This window comes from Flavobacterium tegetincola DSM 22377 (genome assembly GCF_000425485.1).
GTDB lineage: Bacteria > Bacteroidota > Bacteroidia > Flavobacteriales > Flavobacteriaceae > Flavobacterium > Flavobacterium tegetincola.
The window spans coordinates 178,518-197,480 of the sequence record NZ_KE384384.1; the positions used below are offsets into that span (position 1 = coordinate 178,518).

The following is an 18,963-nucleotide window of genomic DNA, read 5'->3' on the forward strand; positions in this document are numbered from 1 at the left end:
TATGTACATTCCTGAAAATATATTAAGTCAAGTAAATGAATGGTTGACACCCACTTTTGACCAAGAAACACAAGAAAAAATAAAAGAAATGATGACTTCATCTCCAAAAGAGTTGGAAGAAAGTTTCTATAAAAATTTAGAATTCGGAACTGGCGGCATGCGAGGCATTATGGGTGTTGGAACCAACCGTATTAATAAGTACACATTAGGAAAAAATACACAAGGAATTGCCAATTACATGAAGCAGGTGTTCCCTAATAAGGAATTAAAAGTCGCAATTGCGTTCGATTGCCGCCACAATAGCAACACTTTAGCAAAAGTAGTTGCTGATGTTTTTTCGGCAAATGGAATTAAGGTCTACTTATTTTCAGATATGCGACCTACTCCCGAGTTGAGTTTTGCCCTGAAACATTTAAATTGTCAAGCGGGAATTGTATTGACTGCCTCACACAATCCTCCTGAATACAACGGTTACAAGGTATATTGGGAAGATGGTGGACAAATAGTTCCTCCTCAAGATAAAGCAATCATTGCTGAAATTGAAAATTTGCGTTATGATGCCATTCAGTTCAAAGCAAATGAAAATTTGATTGAATACGTTGATAAAAAAATTGACGAGGCTTTTATAAAATCATCAATTCAAAACGCTAGTTTCAATACTTCTGCAGAAGCAAAAGACAATTTAAACATTGTTTTTACATCACTTCATGGAACTTCCATTAAAATTATTCCCGATACTTTGGCGCAAGCCGGATATAAAAATGTCCATTTAGTTCCTGAGCAATCGGTTCCAAATGGTGACTTTCCAACCGTAAAATCTCCAAATCCTGAAGAACCAGAAGCATTGACAATGGCTTTGGCTCTAGCCGAAAAACTAAATTCCGATATTGTAATTGGGACGGATCCGGACTGTGATCGATTAGGAGTTGCGGTTCGCAATACGGATGGAAAAATGATTCTGCTCAACGGAAACCAGACGATGGTAATGATGACAGCCTTTCTATTGGAACAATGGAAAAAAGAAGGTAAAATCAATGGAAAACAGTTTGTAGGTTCTACCATTGTTTCCACTCCGATGATGCTTTCTTTGGCAGACGGTTACGATGTAGAATGTAAAGTAGGTTTGACGGGTTTCAAATGGATTGCAAAGATGATTAAGGATTTTCCAGAACTAGAATTCATCGGTGGTGGTGAAGAAAGTTTCGGATTTATGGTTGGTGATGCTGTTCGTGATAAAGATGCTGTTGCTGCAACTTTATTGATTTGCGAAATTGCCGCTCAAGCAAAAGCCAACGGAAGTAGCGTTTACGAGGAATTAATTAATCTCTATATTGACTTTGGGTTCTATAAAGAATCTTTAGTTTCATTAACCAAAAAAGGAATTGAAGGCGTTGCCGAAATCAATCAAATGATGGTGGATTTACGCGAAAATCCATTGAAAGAATTGGGTGGCGAACGCGTAATTATGGTAGAAGATTACAAAAAATCAACTGCTTTAAACTTATTAAACAATGAAATAGAGCCACTTTCGGTGCCTAAATCGGATGTTTTAATTTATTACACAGAAGACGGTTCAAAAATTGCTGCACGACCAAGTGGAACAGAGCCGAAAATAAAATTTTATGTTAGTGTAAACACACACCTAGATTCAAAAGATGATTTTAAAAGTACATCTGAATTCCTAGACCAAAAAATAAAGTCTATTTTGGACGACCTAAAAATCAATTAATGAGCAGTATTAAACAAATTATTCCCTTTGTAAAACCGTACAAGAAGTATGCTTATCTAAACATATTTTTTAATGTATTGTACGCACTTTTCAGCACATTATCCTTCATTGCTTTAATGCCAATGCTGGATGTTTTGTTTGGAAAAAACAAGCAAAATTTTGTTGAACCCGTTTACACAGGAATTAATGAAATAAAGAGTTTTGCTGAAAATTATTTGAGTTTTCATTTGACCCGCTTTACTACCGATTACGGAATCAGTTTCACGTTAGGTGTTTTGGTTGCTGGAATTATTTCTATTTTCTTACTCAAAAACTTATTCGATTATCTCGCAATGTATTTTATCACTTTTTTGCGCAACGGAATTGTGAAAGACATGCGGAATGCCTTGTATAAAAAAACGCTTGAATTGCCCATTGCATTTTTCTCTGAAAAAAGAAAAGGAGATACGATTGCACGAATTTCTAACGATGTAAATGAAGTTCAAAATTCCATGCTATCCGTTTTAGAAATCATTGTAAAAGAACCACTTACTATTATCTTTACCATTACAGCGATGTTTATGATCAGTATCAAACTGACCATTTTTGTCTTTATTTTCATTCCGATTTCCGGATTTATAATTTCATTAATTGGAAAGCAATTGAAGAAAAAATCGACTAAAGCACAAGAGGAACAAGGTATTTTTCTTTCCACAATTGAAGAAACACTTGGCGGATTGAAAGTGGTTAAAAGCTATAATTCTGAAAACTATTTTAATGGTGTTTTCCAAAATTCTACAGCTAAATTTTTTCATCTTTCAAATTCGATTGGACACCGTCAAAATCTAGCTTCTCCTGTAAGTGAATTTATGGGAATTTTTGTCATTGCCATTTTATTATGGTACGGCGGAAACATGGTTTTGGTTGAAGAAACCTTGAATGGCGCTGCTTTCATTACTTACATGGGTTTAGCCTATAACATTTTAACTCCAGCAAAATCCATTTCAAAAGCGTCGTATGCAGTAAAAAAGGGAAATGCTGCAGCTGAACGAATTTTGGAGATTTTAGATCAAGAAAATCCAATTCAAAATAAGCTGGATGCCGTTGGTAAAAATGAATTTCACGATAAAGTTTCCATCAAAAACATCAATTTCAAATACGAAGATGAAATAGTTTTAAAGAACTTTTCATTGGACATAAAAAAGGGACAAACCGTAGCTTTGGTTGGACAATCAGGAAGTGGAAAAAGTACGATTGCTAATTTACTGACTCGTTTTTACGACGTTCACGATGGAAGCATTTCAATTGACGAAAGTAATATTAAAGACTTAGAACTGACATCACTTCGTGGCTTGATGGGATTGGTAACGCAAGACAGTATTCTTTTTAACGACACGATTAAGGCGAATATCGCTTTAGGAAAATTGGATGCTACAGATGAAGAAATTATTGACGCATTGAAAATTGCGAATGCTTTTGAATTTGTAGATAAACTACCAAAAGGTATTTACACCAATATTGGCGACAGCGGAAATAAACTTTCAGGAGGTCAAAAACAACGATTGTCTATTGCTAGAGCGGTTTTAAAAAACCCACCTATCATGATTTTGGATGAGGCGACTTCTGCATTGGATACCGAAAGCGAGAAATTTGTGCAAATTGCTTTGGAAAACATGATGCAAAACCGAACATCGATTGTAATTGCCCATCGACTTTCAACCATTCAAAAAGCAGATAAAATCGTTGTGATGCAGAACGGTCAAATTGCCGAACAAGGTTCTCACGATGAACTTATTGCTTTAAATGGAACGTATACACGATTGGTAAACATGCAATCTTTTGAATAAAGACTTATAACGCTACACTTATGAAAAGAGAATATTTTGGAATGCTTTTTATCTTCAGTTTTGTAGCTATAACTATTGCCAGTGGCTATATTTTTGGACATGAAGTTGTACACAACTATTTAGGCACTTACATTGTAGTGTGGATTCTTGTAGGTTTTTACGCAGGTCAATATTCTATGAAATTCCCAAAAAGATTCTAAATGTACATTTCAGACGAAAATATTAAACTCAATTCAGATCCAAATACAATTATTTGGAAGTACTTGGATTTGTCTAAATTTGTTGATCTATTACTTTATAAGAAACTATTTATGTCCAGGTCGGATAAATTTGAAGACCAATACGAAGGTACTTTTAGTGAACCAACGTATGAGGAGATTAAAAAATTAGCCAAAGACAATCCCAATTTCTTAGATTATTACAAAACACACCGTAATAATGTAGTCATCAGCAGTTGGCACATCAATGAATACGAGTCGTTTGCCATGTGGCAGATTTTTACGCAGAAAAATGAAGGTTTAGCGATACAATCGACTTTAGGAAAATTACAGAAAGCATTAAACAATGATACTGAATTTGAACAATACATTGGAGAAGTGAATTACATCGACTACAAGAAAGAATACATTCCGTTTGACAATACTTTTTTTCCTTTTCTATTCAAACGAAAAAGTTTTCAGTACGAGCGCGAAGTTCGGGTAATTTCTGATGTCACTAAATTTGATTTAGAAATCGACAATGGATTAAAAATCGACATTGATATTGAAGAATTAATTGAGAAAATTTACATCCATCCCAAATCTGAAAATTGGTACAAAAAATTAGTTATGGATTTGGTCTCAAGGCTTGGATTTGATTTTCAAACAGAAAAATCAGATTTAGAAAGTGATATACTCATTTAGCTTGAAAATCAATATTTTGCAGCAATTAACTTAAAATTAATACACTATTAGTACTAATTTTTTGTAAGTTTGTATGGAACTTTAAAAACAAACTACCATGGTTGCCGTAATTATCAAAGTTGTTTCTATTATACTTGCCGTTATCACTGCCTTAATCAACTACTTCATTTAGATTGGATTGTAGCTTTCCGTTTTAAAATCAGTGCTTAACAAATCCACAAAGTGATAATTAATTCGATCGTTTTTATCGAACTGTCCATTTTGATTGGTATCTTCAATCGTTCTAAAGTACAATCTGTTCTTAGATTCTACTAAATTCCAGTCAATCAATTCTTGCATTGTAGCACTTAATTTTGTAAAATTGGTACCATCAATCGCACTGATGTATAAAGATTTTATATCATTCGCATCCAAGTTTTTGTCGCGGTTGGTATCCATGTCTATAATTGAATATACGAGCAATTGTCTTTTGGACTTTTCAAAAATCGTATTCAAGTAACTTACATTACTAATCATTACTTTTTTATCCGTCAAGAATCGAATTTCAGTAGAGTCGATGTGTTGAAATTTCAAATTCTGTAAAAATCCAGTCAATTCAAACCGGTTGTAATTGGAAACCGAAAAACTAACCTTGTCCGTATTGGAAGTTCCATACGTAGATTTTGAACGTCCCTCGTACACTCTAAAATCGCCAATGGGATGAATTAAATAAGACGTCCCTTCCATTTGAATGGGTAAATCTGCAATGGCTATTTGTGATGAATCTATTGGAACCGTTTTTATTTCGGTTTTTGTAGTATTTTCATACGTGACTTTGGGTGTCTCTTTATTTTCTTTACAGCTCAATAATAGGATTGACGCAAGTGCAATAAATATAGGTGTACTCTTTTTCATAGTAGTATTAATTCATTCAAATATAACAATTCTATTTCTAAAAATAGTATTAAAGTTTGGCAGTCAATTTTAAATTGAAGACGCGTGTAGTTAAATAATTGGGAACTCCATACTGGTTTTTAGTATAAACATCCCGTACCCACGTATTGGTAATGGCATTTTGATTGTTAAACAAGTTGAAAATTTCAAAACCTATAGAAAGATCTTCAAAATTTTTGAGCCAATGTCCTTGTGGTCTATTGCTGTTATTTTCTGTCAATACATACGAGAATCCTGCATCTGCACGACGGTAATCCCGCAAAAGACTTTGATATTCATATGCATCTGCATAAGAAGGCGAACCTCCAGGAAGACCTGTATTGTAAACAATATTTAAATACACCTTTACACTAGGAATATTGGGCATGTAATCCTGAAATAATGCGCCAAATTTCAATCGTTGGTCGGTTGGTCTGGCAATATAGCCTTTGTTATCAATGTTTTCTTCAGTTTTCATATAGCCAAAACTCAACCAGGATTCGGTACCAGGAACAAATTCACCATTCAAACGAACATCAAGACCTTGTGCAAATGCCTTCGCATTGTTATTAGCTGCGTAACGTATTCTAACATTTTCCAAAGTGTATGGATTTACGTCAGAAAGTGATTTGTAATACAATTCCGAAACCAGCTTGAAGGGTCTGTTCCACATTTTAAAACTAAAATCATTGCTTAGTACTAAATGCAGCGCTTTTTGTGCTTTTACGTCTGTAAGTACTGCACCTTCTTGATTGCGCAATTCTCTGTAAAAAGGCGGTTGGTGGTACAATCCTCCCGAAACCCGAAAAACCATATCTTTTTGCCATTTTGGCTTGATGGCAATTGAAGCTCTTGGACTAAAGACAAACTGTGAATTTGAACTTAAATTATCACCTGAAACGGTCCATTGATGACCACGAACACCAGCATTGTACCAAATATCTGCGGTTCCAATTGTTCCTTTATTACTCCATTGCACATAGCCTGAAAAACGATTTATGTTAACGTAATTTGTAGCCCTAACATTTGTAAATGGAACTAAAGGACCTGTATAAGGTTGTTCCGGTTCATAATTTGGTAAATCAAATTTAGGAGGATTGATAGAAAATCCAGCTGAATCAATTACTTCCCACTCCACTATTCGATCCCGAATGTCTTCACGGGTGTATTTAAATCCCCATTCAATGGTGTTATTTTGAATTTTATTGATTCCTTTTACTTCGCCATTGAAAATTAACGCATCGAGATTGTTCCGAGCATGACTGAACTGCGAACCAACACCTTCTGAAAAAGTTACGGCACCTACATTTTCCGATCCAATATTTCCATCCACTTCTCCCAAAGAATATTGTGCTAAAATATCAAAGTATTCTTGTTCTATAGTATGATAGGCAGAAGCAATAAATTTTAATGTGAAATTTTCATTCACCTCATAAACAGATTTAAAAGCACCAAAATAAGTAGAATATTCGTCCTTTTCTTGTCCCTCGTAAAAAATACTTAACGCAATGGGATTGTCAATGGTTCCAAAATTTGTTTGACGGGTTAACGGCTCGTAATGGTATTTGTTTTGTGAAATATTTCCTAGAAAACTAAAATGCCATTTTGTATTTGGAGTAAACGTTAAATACGTTTGGACATCGGCAAAAGTAGGTTTGAAATTTGATTCTGTTTCAGTACTATTGACCAAAAGACTATTGTCTCTGTAACGAAGTCCTGCAATACCCGTCCACTTTTGATTTTTAGAAACACCTTCAACAGCAACGCTTCCGCCAAGGAAACTCGCTTCTGCCGAAACCCCAAATTTCTTTGGAATTCGGTACGTAATATCCAATACAGATGAAAGTTTATCACCAAATTTAGCTTGAAATCCTCCTGCAGAAAAGTCTACATTCTCCACTAAATCCGTGTTGGTAAAACTTAATCCTTCCTGTTGTCCCGATCGAATTAAAAAAGGCCTGTAGACTTCAATTTCATTTACATATACTAAATTCTCATCGTAATTTCCACCACGAACCGAATATTGAGTACTTAATTCATTATTACCATTTACACCAGCAAAAGTTTTTAAGACATTTTCAACACCGGCATTCGCGCCCGGAATTTTTCGGATGGTTGCGGGATCAATATTGGCTATTCCTTCAATACGGTCGCGTTTGTTTTTTACCACAGTTACTTCCGCCATTTGTTCGGCTCGATTGTTCAAAACGGGATTGAATTCATAATCTTCATTGACAGAAAACGTTCGAATCAAATTCACATTTTTAAAACTAATATGAGAAAAAACGATAACTACACTCTTATTAGCGGGAATGTCTAAGGCGTAAAATCCAGTTTCATCCGAAATTGCATTTCTATTTGCTGTGGAAATCGTTACATCCCGAACGGGCTTATTATTTTCATCTAAAATAACTCCTTTTATTCGAGCGCTTTGTGCGAAAACTTGCACTGCGGAAAAACAAATAAGTATGAAGAGAAGAATGTTTTTTGTTTTCAAAGGTCAACGTGTTTAATTGGCATTTCTAAAAAAGTGCGTTTCAAAGATAGTAGAATTCCCTACATTATCGGTTACTTCCAATTTAAATTCGTTTCTGCCATTTTTCATAAATTGGTTGTCAAAGTCATAAGTAATCTGCGCTTTCTTATAATCGTAATCAAATAAAATCCAATTACCGTTAATGTATCCATTGTAGGAATTAATTCCTGAAAGATCATCGCTTATAGTAAAAACTATCGAGCTTTGGGTATTTAAATATTTACCTTCGGCGATATTGACCGCTCTAATTTTAGGCGCTGTGGTATCTTGTGTCAAGAAAAATTTACCCATATTTTTAGTATAAGTTGTAAAGGTGCTGTCTTTAACTTTTGTCGAATTGTACCGCTTACTTCTACCGTCTAATGAAGCTATGAACGTCTTTTTCTTCTGTTCTTCCGATAAAGAATTGTTATCAATGGTAACTTTAAAATTTTTGTGTGCAGCCACAGATCCATCGTGAAAAGTTAACGTATCTTCTTTTACGTCAAAATTCAAATAAAAATCCTCATAAAAAGTACCTTCTTCCACAAAAACCGACATGTTATCTTTCTTATACATATTGTCGTTGTTGGCTTTCAGAAAATAAGGAGTTTGCTGTATCTTATTTGGCGTCACTGCGACTAAAGGAGAATATTGAATTGGCACATTAATGACCACCTTATTATTATTAAAATCACGCACCTCAATACGGTACGTAGTACTCATATTTGGCTTGACCGTAATAATGCCATTATTTTTATCGGCTTTAACAATACTTAAAGGGTACGGATTGATCATAAAAAGCCGCTGAATGCGTACTCCTGTTTTCTTAAATCTAGGATAATCTAACAGTGCATTGATGTAGCGACTTTCATCAAAAGCAAAAGTGTTGAACTCATAATTAAACGACTGCTTTCCGTTTAAAAAAGACTGAACCTGGTACGTTCCATTTTTATTGTAGTTGAAATCAAACATATCATACGCATTGATTCCAAAACCTACAGCACCATTCACTAAAATTTTATCTGCTAAATAAGTGCCATCCGCTTGTTTGGTATAGTTAATTGCCAAAGGTTCTTGCGAAGTATTTACCACGGCATTGTTTCCAACAGGATACGCCATCAAAGTACTTACCACCGGCTCTTTAGTATCTTTTACCAATGCGTCAAAACCAAACAGTAAAGGATTGATTGCCTTTTCAGATTTTGTGTCTCTAATTTCAAAATGCAAATGCGGTCCACCTGAACCACCTGTATTTCCAGAAAATGCAATTATATCACCTTGCTTTATTACCAATTCGTCTGGTTTAAGAAAAAGTTCAATTTCAAATGATTTCTCTTTATAATGTGCGTTTTTAATATAATCTTGGATTTTTCCATTCGCCTTTTGCAAATGACCATAAACAGTTGTGTAACCATTGGGATGCGTTACATAAATTGCTTTACCATATCCGTAAGTAGAAATTTTTATCCTAGAAATATAACCGTCTGCAGCTGCATATACATTTAGACCTTCCTTTTGAGCGGTCTTAAAATCCAATCCGGTGTGAAAATGATTGCTTCTCAGTTCGCCAAAGGAACCTGAAAGATTTAATCGAATATCCAACGGCGATTTAAAATAGTCCTTAGGATACTCATTTTGAGCACAGACCGGAAAGAAAACACATAAAAGTAAGAGGCGGATAAGCATAGCTGACATTTTTTGCTAATATAAAAAATTTATACGACGGAATTATCTTATTTACGCAAATATATAACGGTCTATTCGCCACATTATTAACGCAGAAAATACGATTAATTGTAAAAAAACAACAAAAGTATTGTGTAATAAGATAGGAATATTAACTTTGTGAATATAAGTAAAGAATAGTGATTCGATGAGTGAGATAGCAGAAATAGTTGATACTCTTGAAGATAAGGTTCATAAGCTTTTTATTAAATTAGAAAGTTTAGAAAGAGAATCCCAAGATTTAAAACTTGAATTGCAAAAAGCAGCGCGAATTATCAATCAGAAAACTAGTGAAATGACTGCATTAAAGACGCAGTATGACGCATTAAAGCTAGCAAATTCATTACTTGGCAGTGAAGAAAACAAAAAAGATACAAAGCTTAAAATAAATTCATTAATTCGGGAAATTGACTACTGCATCAAGCAGTTATCAGATTAAATAATATGGACGAAAAGCTTAAAATTAAAATATCAATTGCAGATAGAGTTTACCCTTTGAACGTAGACATGTCTCAGGAGGAAGGATTGAGAAGTGCTTCTAAAAAAATTGATGTTATGATTAAGCAATTTGAAGAAAATTATGCCGTCAGAGATAAACAAGATGTTTTAGCCATGTGTGCGTTGCAATTTGCATCGCAAGTGGAGCAAAAGCAACTTGACAAAGTTGAAGACAATACCAAGACAACCGAAAGATTGAAAAATTTAAATGATTTATTAGATCACTATCTTAAAAAATAATACGTTCTTAACATAGACTAAAATACTGCCTACATTAGTTTTTATTTGGTAAACTCAACACTAACAAATTAGAATGAGCAAATCTTCGCTACTAGAGCAAGCCTTTTAAGTAAGGAAGCTTGAACAGTGAGTTAGCTCAAAACTTGTCCTTTCGAGTTTATACATTTCCCTAATGTAGGCTTTTTTTATATACAAACAAAAACAAACAATGGACACGACAACGTTAATCATAATTTTAGCAGCAATTGTAGGCGCTGCAATAGGTTTTGCAATAGCAAAAAAACTAGAAAAAAGTAGCTCTTCAAGCCTAATAAAAAATGCCAAACACCAATCTGCTTCAATTTTAAAAGACGCAAATCAGGAAGCTGAAAACATCAAAAAAGATAAAATCCTTCAAGCAAAGGAAAAGTTTATTGAATTAAAAGCAGAACACGAACAAGTTATTTTAGGCCGCGACAAGAAAGTTGCTGAAGTTGAAAAAAGAATTCGCGATAAGGAATCTCAAGTTTCTGGAGAATTAACGAGAGCTAAAAAGTCGAGTGATGAATTTGAATCAAAAACCAAAGAATACGATGCTAAAATAGAAGTTTTAGACCGTAAACAGCATGAAGTTGAACGCATGCACAAAAGTCAATTGGAGCAATTGGAAGTAATTTCTGGTCTATCTGCTGAGGAAGCTAAAAACCAACTTATTGACGGCTTAAAAGCAGAAGCAAAAAGTAATGCCATGTCTTACTTACAAGACACTATGGAAGAGGCTAAGCTTACTGCACAACAAGAAGCTAAGAAAATTATCATCAATACCATTCAACGTGTTGGAACGGAAGAAGCAGTTGAAAATTGCGTTTCTGTGTTCAACATTGAAAGTGATGACGTTAAAGGTAGAATTATTGGTCGTGAAGGACGAAATATTCGTGCAATTGAAGCGGCAACTGGTGTTGAAATCATTGTAGACGATACTCCGGAAGCCATTATTCTTTCTTGTTTTGACCCCGTACGTAGAGAAATTGCCCGTTTGTCTTTACACAAGTTGGTAACTGACGGTCGAATTCACCCAGCGCGAATTGAAGAAGTAGTTGAAAAAACAAGAAAACAAATTGACGACGAAATTATTGAAGTTGGAAAACGAACCGTTATCGATTTAGGAATTCACGGTTTGCATCCTGAATTAATTAAGGTGGTAGGTCGAATGAAATACCGTTCGTCTTACGGACAAAACTTATTGCAACACTCCAGAGAAGTTTCAAAACTTTGTGGAATTATGGCTGCAGAATTAGGCTTGAATGTAAAATTAGCCAAAAGAGCTGGTTTACTTCACGATATTGGAAAAGTGCCTGATACAGAAAGTGATTTACCTCACGCTTTATTAGGAATGCAATGGGCTGAAAAATATGGCGAAAAAGAAGAAGTTTGCAACGCAATTGGAGCTCACCACGACGAAATTGAAATGAAATCCCTATTGTCGCCAATCGTTCAGGTTTGTGATGCCATTTCTGGAGCACGTCCAGGTGCAAGACGCCAAGTATTGGATTCTTACATCCAACGTTTGAAAGATTTAGAAGAAATTGCTTTTGGATTCCAAGGTGTGAAAAATGCGTATGCTATTCAAGCAGGTCGTGAACTTCGTGTTATTGTGGAAAGTGAAAAGGTAAGTGACGACAATGCATCGACTTTATCTTTTGATATTTCACAAAAAATTCAAACAGAGATGACGTATCCTGGTCAAGTAAAAGTAACGGTTATTAGAGAAACTAGAGCGGTGAATATTGCGAAATAGAAAAGTTGTAGGTTCTAAGTTCTAGGTTTTGAGTTCTAAAACGTAAAATGTAGGTTGACTTTATAAATACACAAAAGACTTGTTGGAAATTTCAACAAGTCTTTTTTTATTAAAAACCTTTTCGAGGATGAAAATCGTTAACCACTTGAGTGAGATGTGTTCGATCTAAATGCACATAAATTTCAGTTGTAGTAATGGATTCGTGTCCCAACATCATTTGAATGGAACGTAAATCGGCTCCGTTTTCTAATAAATGGGTTGCAAATGAATGTCGGAAAGTATGTGGACTAATTGTTTTTTGTAAATTTATTTCGACAGCTAATCTTTTGATAATTGTAAAAATCATCGCTCGAGTGAGCTTTTTTCCTCTTCTATTTAAGAATAACGTATCACTGTCTTCTTTTTGGATTTTCTGATGCACTCTGACTTGGTCTTTGTAAATGGAAATATACTTTTCAGTGACTTCAGCAATGGGAACAAAGCGTTGTTTATTTCCTTTCCCTGTGACTTTTATGAAACCTTCTTCAAAAAATAAATCTGATATCTTAAGATCGATCAATTCAGAAACCCTAAGACCACAACCGTATAATGTTTCAAGAATCGCGCGGTTTCGTTCGCCTTCATTGGAGGACAAGTCCACGGCATCAATCAAAGCATCAATTTCTTCAATGGCTAAAGTATCGGGCAATTTCCGACCTAAACGTGGCGATTCAATCAATTCTAAAGGATTATCAAATCGCAAATCTTCAAAAATCAAGTACGAAAAAAAGCTTTTCAACCCTGAAATAATCCGTGCTTGTGAACGTGGATTCACTTCCTTCGCAATTTCATAAATAAATTGCTGCACAATTTCTTCTTTAATCTTAATTGGCGAAACTTCGATCTTCTCCTTTTCTAGAAAGATCAAGAGCCGTTCAATATCAAAACAGTAACTATTGATCGTATTTTGAGATAAATTACGCTCGATTTTTAAATACGAAATATAATTTTTGATGTAAGTATTCCAATTCATGATGTAAAGAAAGCAAAATTATACCAATAAAAAAACCACGCAAATTGCGTGGCTTTTATCGATTTAGTAATCAGTATTACAATTTGTATCCAATACCAATATTAAATGAATTTTGAGTTATTTTTTGATCTCCAAGACCTAATTCTGCAGGAAAGTCATTTAAGTCAGAAAGACCCAAATTATATCTTGCGTCAAAAAATAAGCCTGATGGCAATTCATAAGCAGCTCCAAAACCCAATCCAAAGTCAACTGATTTTAAATAATCTTTAGCTACTCCACCACCAGCTACAAATCCTACTTGCGGTCCAGCTTGGATATTGAATTCTTCAGTAATATATAATTTACCCATCAATGGAACTCTAATGTAGCTTAAATCAAACTCATCTTCGTCATTACCTTCCATAGTGTACAAAACCTCTGGTTGGAAATGAAATTTTTCAGAAATTGCTATATCTGCTAAACCACCAAAATAAAAGCTAGACCTTGCGTCACCGTCATCAGCATCACTACCAAAGTTTGCATTGACATAACCCGCTTTTACACCAAACTTCACTTCTTGCGCTTGTGCAAAGCCAAAAGCACAAATTGCTGCTACTGTTAAAATAATTTTTTTCATGTTTGTTATAATTTATATTGTTAAATCAAATATAGACCTTTTTGCATTTTTTAACCTTCCAAAAAATCGCACTTATTAACAATGTTATCAACAATTACAAATCGTATTGCAACAGTTTAGCAGAAAACTAATTCTATATTACTGTAATATTCGTACCTTTGATCTACTGTTATAAGACAGAACATTTCATCAAATAAAACGATATGAAAAATTTATTTTTAGCTGTTTCAATACTCTTTTTAGGAGTAACGTCAGTACAAGCACAAGACATCAAATTTGGTCTTAAAGCCGGTCTTAACTTTTCAAAGTTAGACGGAGACGTAGTAGACGGCGATATGTTAACTAGTTTTCACTTTGGCGCATTAGCAGAGGTTAATTTAATTCAAAATTTTTCGGTTCAGCCAGAATTATTATATTCCACACAAGGAACTGATTTTCAAAATGAAAACTACGAATTGAGTTACCTTTCCCTTCCTGTATTGGCTAAATTCTATGTCATTACCGATAAACTTAGTGTAGAAGCTGGACCTCAATTTTCATTTTTAGTTAATGAAAGTGTTCCGGATTCATTTCGTACCAAAACGTTTGATTTTGCAGCAGTTGGTGGATTAAGCTACAACCTTACCTCGTTCATATTTGTACAAGCACGATACGTTGTGGGTTTAACTGATGCTTCAAAAGATGCTTCGGTTACTAATAAAGTAATCCAATTATCAGCAGGTTTGCGTTTCTAAAACAATCTAAAATACTGTATTGAAAGTCGTTCCATAGGAGCGACTTTTTTTTGTATTTTTACTCAAAATCATACCACATGAATATTCTCATCATCAATGGACCTAACTTAAACCTATTAGGCAAAAGAGAACCTGAAATTTACGGCAGTACTTCTTTTGAACAGTATTTTGAATCCTTAAAAAATAAGTTCACTACGCTACAATTACATTATTATCAAAGTAATATTGAAGGCGAACTAATTGATAAATTACATGAAGTTGGTTTCTCCTTTGACGGAATCGTCCTTAATGCAGGAGCCTACACCCATACTTCTGTAGCCATTGGCGATGCCGTAAAGTCAATTACCACTCCTGTGGTAGAAGTTCACATTTCAAATACTTTTGCACGAGAAGAATTTCGGCACCAGTCATTTATCGCTCCAAATGCCAAAGGAATTATTGTTGGTTTTGGATTAAAAAGCTACGATTTAGGATTACAATCTTTTTTATAAAAAGCTCATGCAACCATTTATACAGAAAAATCGTCTATCCTATTAACCGAAGACAACTCCATTTATGAAAAAAATTACCACTGTAATGCTGCTGCTTTTTGCAATAGTAATTTCTGCTCAAGTTAAAGGAACCATCACAGACGACCAGGGAAAGCCAATTCCGTTTGTTTCAGTTTTTATTGAAAATACGTATAACGGAACTTCTTCCAACGATAATGGAAGTTATGATTTGAATGTAACAAAACCGGGGACGTATACCGTAGTATTTCAATATTTGGGTTACAAAACGTTGAAGAAATCCATAAATCCCAACCAATTTCCATTTCTTTTGAATGTAATTTTAGCAGAAGAAAATATCAACCTCGCAGAAGTAGTTATTAATGTAAAAGACAATCCGGCCAATAAAGTCATTCGTAAAGCAATTGCGGCTCGAAAAGACAACTCAGATTTAATGGCGCGTTTCAAAGCTGATTTCTATTCCCGTGGTATATTTAAATTAAAAGATGCTCCAAAGAAGTTTCTTGGGCAAGAAATTGGCGATATGGATGGTTCACTAGATTCCACAGGTTCTGGGATCATTTACCTTTCAGAAACAATTTCTAAAATCATGTATGAGAAACCTGATAATTTCAAGGAGAAAATTATCGCTTCTAAAATTAGTGGAAATGATAATGGATACAGCTATAATTCTGCACGCGGAAGTGCCTTTGATTTCTATAAAAACACAATTCCTATTGGTGCAAAAATGATTTCGCCTATTGCTGACAATGCCTTTAATTATTATAAATTTATATTGGAAGGCACTTTTCAAGATGAAAACAACCAAATGATTAATAAAATCAAACTTGTTCCAAGAAGAGATGCCGAGCCTGTTTTTGAAGGTTACATTTATATTGTGGAAGACAGTTGGGCCATTTACGGCGTTGATGTGGAAATAAAAGGCTACCGTGCCAAGCAAGAATTCATGAATACGATGAGCTTGAAACAGAATTTTAGTTACAACAATAAAAATCACATTTGGTCCAAAAATAGCCAGTCCTTGGCATTTAGTGCAGGCGCTTTTGGAATTACTTTTTTAGCAAAATTTACACACGTTTTTACAAATTATGAATTTCCAGATGAATTTAGCAAAAAGACATTTACCAATGAAATTTTAAGTTTTGAAGACAATGCCAACAAAAAGGATTCTACTTTTTGGAATACGGTTCGTCCCGTTCCTTTGACCATGGAAGAATCAAAAGACTATATTAAGAAAGACAGTTTGCAGGTTTTACATAAGTCTGACAAATATTTAGATTCTATAGATGCAAAGCACAATCGTTTTAAAATTTTTGACGTTTTAACGGGCTACAGTTACAAGAATTCTAAGAAAAACTGGACTTTAGCCTATGATGGACTTACAGATCTAACTTCTTTCAGTTACAATACTGTTCAAGGATGGAACTTAAACAGCGGTTTTTCCTTTACAAAATTCAATGAAGATATAGGAACTTACACGCGACTTAAATCTACCTTTAATTATGGTTTTGCCGAAGATCGCCTTCGGGTTGTGGGAAATTTCATTCACAGATTCAATACGCAAGATTATGCTACTGTAAGTGTTTCTGGAGGAAGTACCGTCAGCCAGTTCAGTGAAAGTGAACCAATTTCAAAACTGGTGAATTCTGTAAGTACTTTGTTTTTCAAAAACAACTATATGAAATTGTACAATAAAGAGTTTGCACAAATTGCATATGGTCAAAATGTAATTAACGGACTTTACATGTCAGGAAGTATTGGGTACGAACAGCGAAAGAACTTATTTAACAATACAGATTATGTCCTCATCAAAAATAACGATGCTTTCACCTCGAATAATCCCCTACTGCCAAACGACTATCTAACTCCAACTTTTGACACGCATCATCTGTTAAAAGCAACAATTGGCGCTCGAATTAATTTTGGTCAAAAATACATTTCAAGACCGGATCGTAAGTTAAATATTCGTAATTCAAAATATCCGACAATTAATTTAAATTTCGAAAAAGCCTTTGCCGCAACTGCTAAAAATTACGAATTTGAACAAATTTCAGGTCGCATTTTTTACAACAAAACTTTAGGCAATAAAGGAAACTTTGCCACCAATATTAAAGGAGGAAAATTCTTTAACGCCGATGAAATTTCATTTATCGATTATCAACATTTTAATGGCAATCAAACGCATATCGGTTCAGGGTCGAGTTACCTCAATGTTTTTAATTTAATGCCGTATTACACTAACAGTACGAACGATTCTTATTTAGAAATTCATGCCGAACATAATTTTGACGGTTATATAATGAATAAAATTCCAGTACTGAATAAACTAAACACTACGCTAATTGTTGGTTTTCATAATTTGGCTACAGCCGATAAAAAACCGTATCAGGAATTTACAGTTGGATTAGACCGATTAGGTTTTGGAAAATTTAAGATCTTTAGAGTAGATTATGTACGTTCTTATCAAAATGGATATTTAGGAGACGGTGTTCTTTTTGGACTAAAATTCTTGAATGTTTTGGAGTAGATACGAACATTAATTGCATCAAAAAAGCCGAAGTCATTAAAATGAACTTCGGCTTTTTATTAGTATAAAATACTATTATTCTTCTCTAATAATATTAGCTCCTAAAGCTCTTAAACGTTCGTCAATACGCTCGTATCCACGGTCAATTTGTTCAATATTTTGGATCGTACTTGTTCCTTTAGCTGAAAGTGCGGCAATCAATAAAGAGATTCCTGCACGAATATCAGGTGAAGACATTGTAGTCGCCTTTAACTGCGATTGGAAATTGTGTCCCATTACAACAGCACGATGCGGATCACACAACATGATTTTGGCACCCATGTCAATTAATTTATCCACGAAAAACAATCTAGATTCAAACATTTTTTGATGAATCAATAAATCGCCTTTTGCTTGAGTAGCAACAACCAAAACAATACTTAATAAATCGGGTGTAAATCCAGGCCAAGGTGCATCGGCAACTGTTAAGATCGAACCGTCAATATCCGTTTTGATTTGATAACCATCAGCATGCTCAGGAATATAAATATCGTCTCCACGTTTTTCTAACGTAATTCCTAATTTTCGGAAGGTTGCTGGAATTAAACCTAAGTTTTCCCAACTTACATTCTTGATCGTAATTTCGCTTCTTGTCATCGCTGCAAGGCCAATCCAAGAGCCAATTTCAATCATATCCGGCAAAATTCTGTGGGTACATCCACCTAAACTTGTAACTCCTTCAATAGTCAATAAATTGGAACCTACACCTGTAATTTTGGCTCCCATGGAATTCAACATTTTGCAAAGTTGTTGCAAATACGGTTCGCATGCAGCATTATAAATAGTTGTAATTCCTTTGGCCAAAACTGCCGTCATAACAATATTTGCTGTACCCGTTACTGATGCTTCGTCCAATAGCATGTCTGCTCCAACTAAACCTTCGGCAGTTTGTTCCACACCGTAAAAATGATCCTCGCGATTATATCTAAATTTTGCACCTAAATTTATAAATCCTTCAAAATGGGTATCTAATCGTCTTCTACCAATTTTGTCACCGCCTGGTTTTGGGATGTATCCTTTTCCAAAGCGTGCTAAAAGTGGTCCTACAATCATAATAGAACCTCGTAATGAACCGCCTTCTTTCTTAAAAGCTTCGGTTTCCAAATAGTCAACGTCCACTTCATCTGCTTGGAAAGTAAATGAACCTTTATCATTTCGCTGGACTTTTACACCCAAATTCTTTAATAAAGTAATCAGTTTATTGACATCAATAATATCTGGAAGATTATTAATTGTCACTTTTTCTGGAGTTAATAATACCGCACACAAAATTTGCAGCGCCTCATTTTTAGCACCTTGCGGAATAACATCTCCTTTTAGACGGATACCGCCTTCTATTTTAAAAACTCCCATTGATAAAATTATTTTCTATAAAATAGCTAAAAATCAAATGCTATTT

General features: G+C 34.5%; 16 protein-coding genes. 10 read left to right on the plus strand and 6 right to left on the minus strand.

Going from position 1 to position 18,963, the window contains the following annotated elements; all coding sequences use genetic code 11:
- Position 1: 1 nt before the first annotated feature.
- Genes H602_RS0112320 through H602_RS0112335 form a run of 4 tightly spaced genes read left to right on the plus strand, consistent with a single transcriptional unit; the run spans position 2 to position 4,457 of the window.
- Positions 2-1,729, plus strand: a complete 1,728-nt coding sequence (locus H602_RS0112320) for a phospho-sugar mutase (protein WP_026978269.1) — start codon at positions 2-4, stop codon at positions 1,727-1,729.
- Positions 1,729-3,555 (plus strand): ABC transporter ATP-binding protein, encoded by a 1,827-nt coding sequence (locus H602_RS0112325; protein ID WP_026978270.1) that lies wholly within the window; start codon positions 1,729-1,731, stop codon positions 3,553-3,555. Before H602_RS0112320 ends, H602_RS0112325 begins: the two co-directional genes overlap by 1 nt.
- Before the next feature lie 20 nt (positions 3,556-3,575).
- Complete coding sequence (locus H602_RS0112330; protein ID WP_026978271.1) at positions 3,576-3,755, plus strand: hypothetical protein; 180 nt, start codon at positions 3,576-3,578, stop codon at positions 3,753-3,755.
- Positions 3,756-4,457, plus strand: a complete 702-nt coding sequence (locus H602_RS0112335; RefSeq protein WP_026978272.1) for a hypothetical protein — start codon at positions 3,756-3,758, stop codon at positions 4,455-4,457.
- A gap of 168 nt (positions 4,458-4,625) precedes the next feature.
- Here H602_RS0112335 and H602_RS0112340 read toward each other — a convergent pair whose 3' ends face one another.
- The 3 genes from H602_RS0112340 to H602_RS0112350 are packed head-to-tail and all read right to left on the minus strand — an operon-like array spanning position 4,626 to position 9,573.
- Complete coding sequence (locus H602_RS0112340; protein ID WP_026978273.1) at positions 4,626-5,351, minus strand: hypothetical protein; 726 nt, start codon at positions 5,349-5,351, stop codon at positions 4,626-4,628.
- A gap of 49 nt (positions 5,352-5,400) precedes the next feature.
- Entirely contained in the window at positions 5,401-7,866 is a 2,466-nt protein-coding gene (locus H602_RS0112345; RefSeq protein WP_051224479.1) for a TonB-dependent receptor, read from the minus strand.
- Positions 7,867-7,878: 12 nt separating this feature from the next.
- Positions 7,879-9,573 (minus strand): M23 family metallopeptidase, encoded by a 1,695-nt coding sequence (locus H602_RS0112350; RefSeq protein WP_157505055.1) that lies wholly within the window; start codon positions 9,571-9,573, stop codon positions 7,879-7,881.
- Between the two features lie 187 nt (positions 9,574-9,760).
- Here H602_RS0112350 and H602_RS0112355 point away from each other — a divergent pair, with 187 nt between their 5' ends.
- From H602_RS0112355 to rny, 3 genes are all read left to right on the plus strand, one after another.
- Positions 9,761-10,051 carry a hypothetical protein gene (locus H602_RS0112355; protein WP_026978276.1) on the plus strand — a complete coding sequence of 97 codons (291 nt, stop codon included), beginning with the start codon at positions 9,761-9,763 and terminating at the stop codon, positions 10,049-10,051.
- Positions 10,052-10,056: 5 nt separating this feature from the next.
- Positions 10,057-10,350, plus strand: coding sequence for a cell division protein ZapA (locus tag H602_RS0112360; protein WP_026978277.1), 294 nt, complete (start codon positions 10,057-10,059; stop codon positions 10,348-10,350).
- 208 nt (positions 10,351-10,558) lie between these two features.
- On the plus strand, positions 10,559-12,127 hold the full coding sequence (gene rny / locus H602_RS0112365) for a ribonuclease Y (RefSeq protein ID WP_026978278.1): 1,569 nt from the start codon (positions 10,559-10,561) through the stop codon (positions 12,125-12,127).
- A 109-nt stretch (positions 12,128-12,236) separates the two neighbouring features.
- Here the strand turns inward: rny and xerD are convergent, their stop codons facing one another.
- Together xerD and H602_RS18830 are read right to left on the minus strand one after the other, a co-directional pair.
- Positions 12,237-13,139, minus strand: coding sequence for a site-specific tyrosine recombinase XerD (gene xerD / locus H602_RS0112370; RefSeq protein WP_026978279.1), 903 nt, complete (start codon positions 13,137-13,139; stop codon positions 12,237-12,239).
- A gap of 76 nt (positions 13,140-13,215) precedes the next feature.
- Positions 13,216-13,755 carry a porin family protein gene (locus H602_RS18830; RefSeq protein WP_051224483.1) on the minus strand — a complete coding sequence of 180 codons (540 nt, stop codon included), beginning with the start codon at positions 13,753-13,755 and terminating at the stop codon, positions 13,216-13,218.
- Between the two features lie 203 nt (positions 13,756-13,958).
- On the opposite strand from H602_RS18830, the gene H602_RS0112380 reads away from it, so the two are divergent.
- From H602_RS0112380 to H602_RS0112390, 3 genes are all read left to right on the plus strand, one after another.
- On the plus strand, positions 13,959-14,489 hold the full coding sequence (locus H602_RS0112380) for a porin family protein (protein ID WP_026978280.1): 531 nt from the start codon (positions 13,959-13,961) through the stop codon (positions 14,487-14,489).
- 77 nt (positions 14,490-14,566) lie between these two features.
- On the plus strand, positions 14,567-14,980 hold the full coding sequence (gene aroQ, locus H602_RS0112385) for a type II 3-dehydroquinate dehydratase (protein WP_026978281.1): 414 nt from the start codon (positions 14,567-14,569) through the stop codon (positions 14,978-14,980).
- A gap of 64 nt (positions 14,981-15,044) precedes the next feature.
- A complete protein-coding gene (locus H602_RS0112390; protein ID WP_026978282.1) occupies positions 15,045-17,525 on the plus strand; it encodes a DUF5686 and carboxypeptidase regulatory-like domain-containing protein in 2,481 nt (826 codons plus the stop codon).
- A 75-nt stretch (positions 17,526-17,600) separates the two neighbouring features.
- Here the strand turns inward: H602_RS0112390 and murA are convergent, their stop codons facing one another.
- The gene (gene murA / locus H602_RS0112395; RefSeq protein WP_026978283.1) at positions 17,601-18,917 is read right to left on the minus strand and encodes a UDP-N-acetylglucosamine 1-carboxyvinyltransferase; all 1,317 of its coding nucleotides are present in this window, start codon (positions 18,915-18,917) and stop codon (positions 17,601-17,603) included.
- Between the last annotated feature and the right edge of the window lie 46 nt (positions 18,918-18,963).